4 protein-coding genes and 1 pseudogene are annotated in these 5,542 nt (G+C 44.1%); 3 read left to right on the top strand and 2 right to left on the bottom strand.

All coding sequences use genetic code 11. The annotated features are described in order from the left end of the window. Both dnaJ and dnaK read right to left on the bottom strand, forming a co-directional pair. Window positions 1-725: molecular chaperone DnaJ (gene dnaJ / locus ABYB02_RS14000; protein ID WP_372763040.1), on the bottom strand; the 725-nt coding region annotated here is incomplete at its 3' end. A gap of 200 nt (window positions 726-925) precedes the next feature. Next, window positions 926-2,845 carry a molecular chaperone DnaK gene (gene dnaK / locus ABYB02_RS14005; RefSeq protein WP_372763037.1) on the bottom strand — a complete coding sequence of 640 codons (1,920 nt, stop codon included), beginning with the start codon at window positions 2,843-2,845 and terminating at the stop codon, window positions 926-928. Window positions 2,846-3,099: 254 nt separating this feature from the next. On the opposite strand from dnaK, the gene ABYB02_RS14010 reads away from it, so the two are divergent. The 3 genes and pseudogenes from ABYB02_RS14010 to ABYB02_RS14020 all read left to right on the top strand — a co-directional run. Then, window positions 3,100-3,915, top strand: coding sequence for a thioesterase family protein (locus ABYB02_RS14010; protein WP_372763038.1), 816 nt, complete (start codon window positions 3,100-3,102; stop codon window positions 3,913-3,915). A gap of 178 nt (window positions 3,916-4,093) precedes the next feature. Beyond that, window positions 4,094-5,335: a PqiA/YebS family transporter subunit gene (locus ABYB02_RS14015; RefSeq protein WP_372763039.1), complete on the top strand. Its 1,242-nt coding sequence runs from the start codon at window positions 4,094-4,096 to the stop codon at window positions 5,333-5,335. Then, window positions 5,319-5,542, top strand: a pseudogene (locus tag ABYB02_RS14020) (mammalian cell entry protein); the annotation flags it as partial. The gene ABYB02_RS14015 and the pseudogene ABYB02_RS14020, both read left to right, overlap by 17 nt.

Here is a 5,542-nt window from a genome sequence, read left to right on the forward strand (position 1 = left end):
CCATGCATACCCGCTTCACCTTCACCGGTTAAGCGTATACGGTCACCGGTATCCACGCCCGCAGGAATTTTAACCGACAGCGTTTTGGTTTTTTCAACACGGCCTTGACCATGACAGCTGTTACAAGGATCTGAAATAATTTGCCCTTGCCCCTGACACGTTGGACAGGTTTGCTGCACGGCAAAAAAGCCTTGGCGCATTTGTACTTGGCCCGCCCCATGACAGGTAGTACACGTTTTAGGCTTAGAACCAGGTTTTGCACCGCTACCATCACAGGGTTCACAACCAACCCAAGTAGGTATTTTAATTTCAACTTCTTTACCACGAACCGCTTCTTCTAACGTCAGGTCCATGTTGTAACGTAAGTCAGATCCACGTTGCTGACGAGATTGACGTCGGCCACCGCCGCCACCAAAAATATCACCAAACACATCACCAAACACATCGCCAAAGTCGCCATGGCCGCCACCGAAACCACCGTGGCCACCGCCGCCACCTTGTTCAAAGGCGGCATGACCATATTGGTCATACATTTGGCGTTTTTGATCGTCGGTTAATACTTCGTAAGCTTCTTTAACTTCTTTAAACTTCGTTTCGAGATCTTTATCGCCTGCGGTACGGTCAGGATGATATTTCATCGCTAAGCGTTTATACGCTTTTTTAATGTCTCTCTCACTGGCATCTTTGCTTACGCCGAGGACTTCGTAATAATCGCGTTTTGACATATCTATCACACTACTCTTTGCTATTAACAGCCACTGCTGTTGGATAAATCGATAAATCGCATCGATTTATCATTGAATTTGAACCTATTCTACACGCAAAAGGCGCGTCAAGCTGTAGCCTGCGCGCCTCATTTGTTCACCCTAACTTAAACATCTAACTTAGTCATGCTGTTTAAGTTAGCTAGAAGCGTTAGCAACAATTACTTCTTGTCGTCTTTCACTTCTTCGAACTCTGCATCAACTACGTCGTCGTCTTGTGACGCCGATTGTTGTTGTGCACCTGCATCAGCGCCGCCTTGTTGCGCTTTCGCTTGCGCAATTTCCATTAGCTTTTGCGATTTTTCAGCAAGCGCTTGTGTTTTAGCTTCAATTTCGTCTTTCTTGTCGCTCTTAATTGCGGCTTCAAGATCAACTACTGCAGCTTCAATCGCTTCTTTATCTTCGCTTGGCAATGCATCGCCTGCTTCTTCGATTTGCTTGCGTGTACCGTGTACCAATGCATCTGCTTGGTTACGTGCCGCTACTAGCTCTTCGAATTTTTTATCATCTTCAGCATGGGCTTCTGCATCACGTACCATTTTTTCAACTTCTTCATCGCTTAAGCCTGAAGACGCTTGAATAGTGATTTTTTGCTCTTTACCGGTATCTTTATCTTTCGCCGATACATGTAAGATACCATCCGCATCCACATCGAACGTTACTTCGATTTGTGGTGTACCACGTTGTGCAGGGCGAATACCTTCTAGGTTAAATTGACCTAGAGATTTGTTGTCGCTAGCACGTTTACGCTCACCTTGCAGAACATGAATCGTTACTGCAGACTGGTTGTCTTCAGCGGTTGAGAACGTTTGCGATTTCTTAGTTGGAATCGTGGTGTTTTTCTCAATCAATGGTGTCATTACTGAGCCCATTGTCTCGATACCTAGCGATAATGGTGATACGTCTAGTAATAATACGTCTTTAACGTCACCCGCTAGTACACCACCTTGAATCGCCGCGCCTACTGCTACTGCTTCATCAGGGTTAACGTCTTTACGTGGCTCTTTGCCAAAGAAATCCGCTACTGTTTTTTGTACTAAAGGCATACGTGTTTGGCCACCAACAAGGATAATGTCGTTGATGTCGCTTACAGATAAGTCTGCATCAGCTAAAGCACGTTTTAGTGGCTCAAGTGATTTAGTTACTAAGTCTTCAACTAGTGACTCAAGCTTAGCGCGTGTTAGTTTCACGTTCATGTGCTTAGGACCAGTCGCATCAGCCGTTACGTACGGAAGGTTAACTTCGGTAGACTGTGCTGACGATAGTTCAATTTTTGCTTTTTCAGCTGCTTCTTTAACACGTTGCATTGCAAGTGGATCAGTTTTTAAATCTAAACCTTGATCTTTCTTGAATTCAGCTACTAAGTAGTTGATTACACGGTTATCGAAATCTTCACCACCTAAGTGCGTGTCGCCGTTTGTAGCCAATACTTCAAAGGTGTGCTCGCCTTCAACTTCATCAATTTCAATAATTGATAAATCGAAAGTACCACCACCTAAGTCATATACTGCCACAACGTTTTCGCCACGGTTTTTATCCATACCGTATGCAAGTGCTGCCGCAGTTGGCTCGTTAATAATACGTTTAACTTCAAGACCCGCAATACGACCCGCATCTTTTGTTGCTTGACGTTGTGAATCGTTAAAGTATGCAGGTACTGTGATAACCGCTTCAGTTACTTCTTCACCTAAGAAGTCTTCTGCCGTTTTTTTCATTTTTTTCAGTACTTCTGCTGAAATTTGTGGTGCAGCGCGTTTTTCGCCGCCTGCTTCAACCCATGCATCACCGTTATCTGCTTTGATGATTTTAAAAGGCATGATGCCGATATCGCGTTGTACTTCTTCGTCTTCAAAGCGACGACCAATTAAACGCTTGATTGCAAATAAGGTGTTTGTCGGGTTTGTCACTGCTTGACGCTTAGCAGACTGACCCACTAATGTTTCGCCGTCTTGCGTGTAAGCAATGATTGATGGTGTTGTGCGATCGCCTTCCGCGTTTTCAATAACACGTGCTTTGTCGCCATCTAGTACCGCAACACAAGAGTTTGTAGTACCTAAATCGATTCCAATAATTCTACCCATGAAATTTCTCCAACTTCAATATTCGTTAATACGTTCGATGACTAGTTAATAGGGATGCTGCAAACTTAATTCAACTGTAAAAATGAAAAAAATTTCATTTTTTCTGATTTATTTAATAAAAGGGCACAATACTGCACAAAATTTGTCTGTTATGAGCAGGATATGCCCATTTGCACTGACTTTTAACTACTGGTCTGATATGTATGGGTGTGATATAAATTTATCAACTACTCTTTTTAAGGACAGCCAAAATAATGAATTTTGACCATTTGCTTGAACAAGCCGCTAATTTATCCGGCACGGCAGCCGACGCAAGCACAGCCACAACAATGCAATTTCCTGCTAACTGGTGCCAAGGGCGCACTGCATTTGGTGGACTATCTGCTGCATTACTGTACCAAGCCATGCGCGCACAAATAGGCAATGAGCGCCGACTATTATCTTTAAGCACTAATTTTGTCGGGCCACTGTTGGCCGACACACCATTTTCTTTAACGGTGGAAATACTGCGTCAAGGCAAAAGCAGTAGCCAAGTATTGGCAAAAGCGGTGCAAAATGGCCAAGTGTGTGTCATCGTGCAGGCCTGCTTTGCTAGTCAGCGCAATTCAGCAATCAAGGTGCCTGTTGCCAAATCACTAAGTTTACACCCCGTTGACGAGCGTCACATGCTGCCCTTTGTAGCAGGGCAGATGCCGGAGTTTTTTCAACATGTTGATTTATGCCCACAGCAAGGGGCGATGCCATTTAGTAGCGCCGAAAGTTCACATTTAGGCGGCTGGATGCGCTTTAAACACACGCCAACGGTAATCACCGAAGCACATGTGATCGCCCTAACCGATGCGTGGCCGCCCACACTATTGCAAATGTTTAAACAACCGGCGCCTGCCAGCAGCATGTCGTGGTATTTAGAGTTTGTACAAGCGCCTCAACTTACCCCGGGTGAATGGCTGGGTTTTGAAGCGATAACCCATCATGCAAAAGATGGTTATGGCTTAGAAGATGGCTGCATTTGGTCGCAATCAGGAGAGCTGATTGCGTTAACCCGCCAAACCGTGGCGTTATTTGATTAAGCCTTAGTAAACTTTTTCCCTTGTATCTAGGTTAACCGTTGCCAGTGTTGTGTAATGGTTAACCTAAATCTGCCACTTGATAGCTTGCTAAATTTAGCGTTTGACCCTGCAAGCTAATTGTATTTACTGTTTATTTATAGCAAAATCGAGTGAATTTCATTTACATTAGGTTTAACCATTGCAAACTGTCTGTTCGTGCTGCGACCTAATCATTAACATTCCTCGTGTTAGCAACAGCGAAGTCGCGCTGTGCCCACAATGTCAGCATAAACTCAGTGCCGGTGATGTTAATCGCGATAGTCGCGTGGTGGCGCTGAGCGTAAGTGCGCTATTAATGCTACTCAGTGGCATGTTTTACCCCTTTATTTCCTTTAGCAGCAGCGGCATAACACAAACCATTACCCTGCCCGATGCCGCGCGTATTTTATTTAACTACGACAGTGAACTGCTCGGCTTATTTATAGATTTGAGTATTATCATTTTACCAATGAGCCTGTTAGTCATTTTGATCCCGTTGCACTTAGGGGTATTAAAAACCCTGCCCGAGGCAATAGGTCGCCGATTGCTTAAATTTACGTTAGCCCTTGAGCCGTGGATCATGTCTGAAATATTTTTAATTGGGGTACTGGTGAGCATGGTTAAAATCATGTCGCTGGCAGACATTAGCTTTGGTATTAGCTTTTGGGCCTATGCGTGTTTTGTGGTGCTTTATATTGCAACACTGGCAAACGTAAACCATCCGCGTCTATGGGCACAAATAAAGCCAATACAATTACTTGAAGCCGCAGAGCATGCCAAACGCGCCATTGACGAAAACATTAAGGCCTGCCAGGTGTGCCAGCAACTGTGCACCGCTGAAGTGTGTACCCGTTGCTATAGTAAAACCTATGTGCGCAACCCGCATAGTGTACAAAAAGCGGCCGCATGGCTAATTACTTCCATTGTTTGCTATATTCCGGCTAACGTTTTACCGATTATGCACACTATTAGTTTGGGCGATGAAACGCCGTCGACTTTAATTGGTGGGGTGATCACCTTATGGCAAAGTGGCTCCTACCCTATTGCGGCGATTATATTTTTAGCCAGTGTAGTGGTGCCGCTGGCAAAGGCTTTGGTATTAAGCTTTTTATGCTTTATGGTGGCAAAGCCTACTAATAAACATACAAAAGGTTATACACGAATTTATCAACTTACTGAATTTATAGGTAAATGGTCTATGATAGATGTGTTTGTGGTGGCTATATTAGTCGCTTTGGTACAGTTAGGTAATTTAATGTCGGTGACCCCAGGTTTAGGCATCGTGTTTTTTACCGCTATGGTAATATGCCAAATGCTGGCCGCGCATGCCTTTGATCCACGCTTATTGTGGGATTCACCTAAAAATAATAATGCAGAGAACGCTCATGACAGAAACCGCTAATATTTCAAACACACCGAAAATTTCTGCTATTTGGATCATCCCCGTTGTGGCCCTGTTAGTGGGATTATGGATGTTGTATCAATATCAGGCGAATTTAGGGCCCACTATTTATATCACCATGCCGCAAGCTGAAGGTATTATTGCCGGTAAAACAGAAATTAAAGTGCGCAGTGTTAAAATAGGCCAGATCGATCACGTACGTCTATC

The organism is Pseudoalteromonas sp., assembly GCF_041613455.1.
In the GTDB taxonomy this organism is placed as follows: Bacteria; Pseudomonadota; Gammaproteobacteria; order Enterobacterales; family Alteromonadaceae; genus Pseudoalteromonas.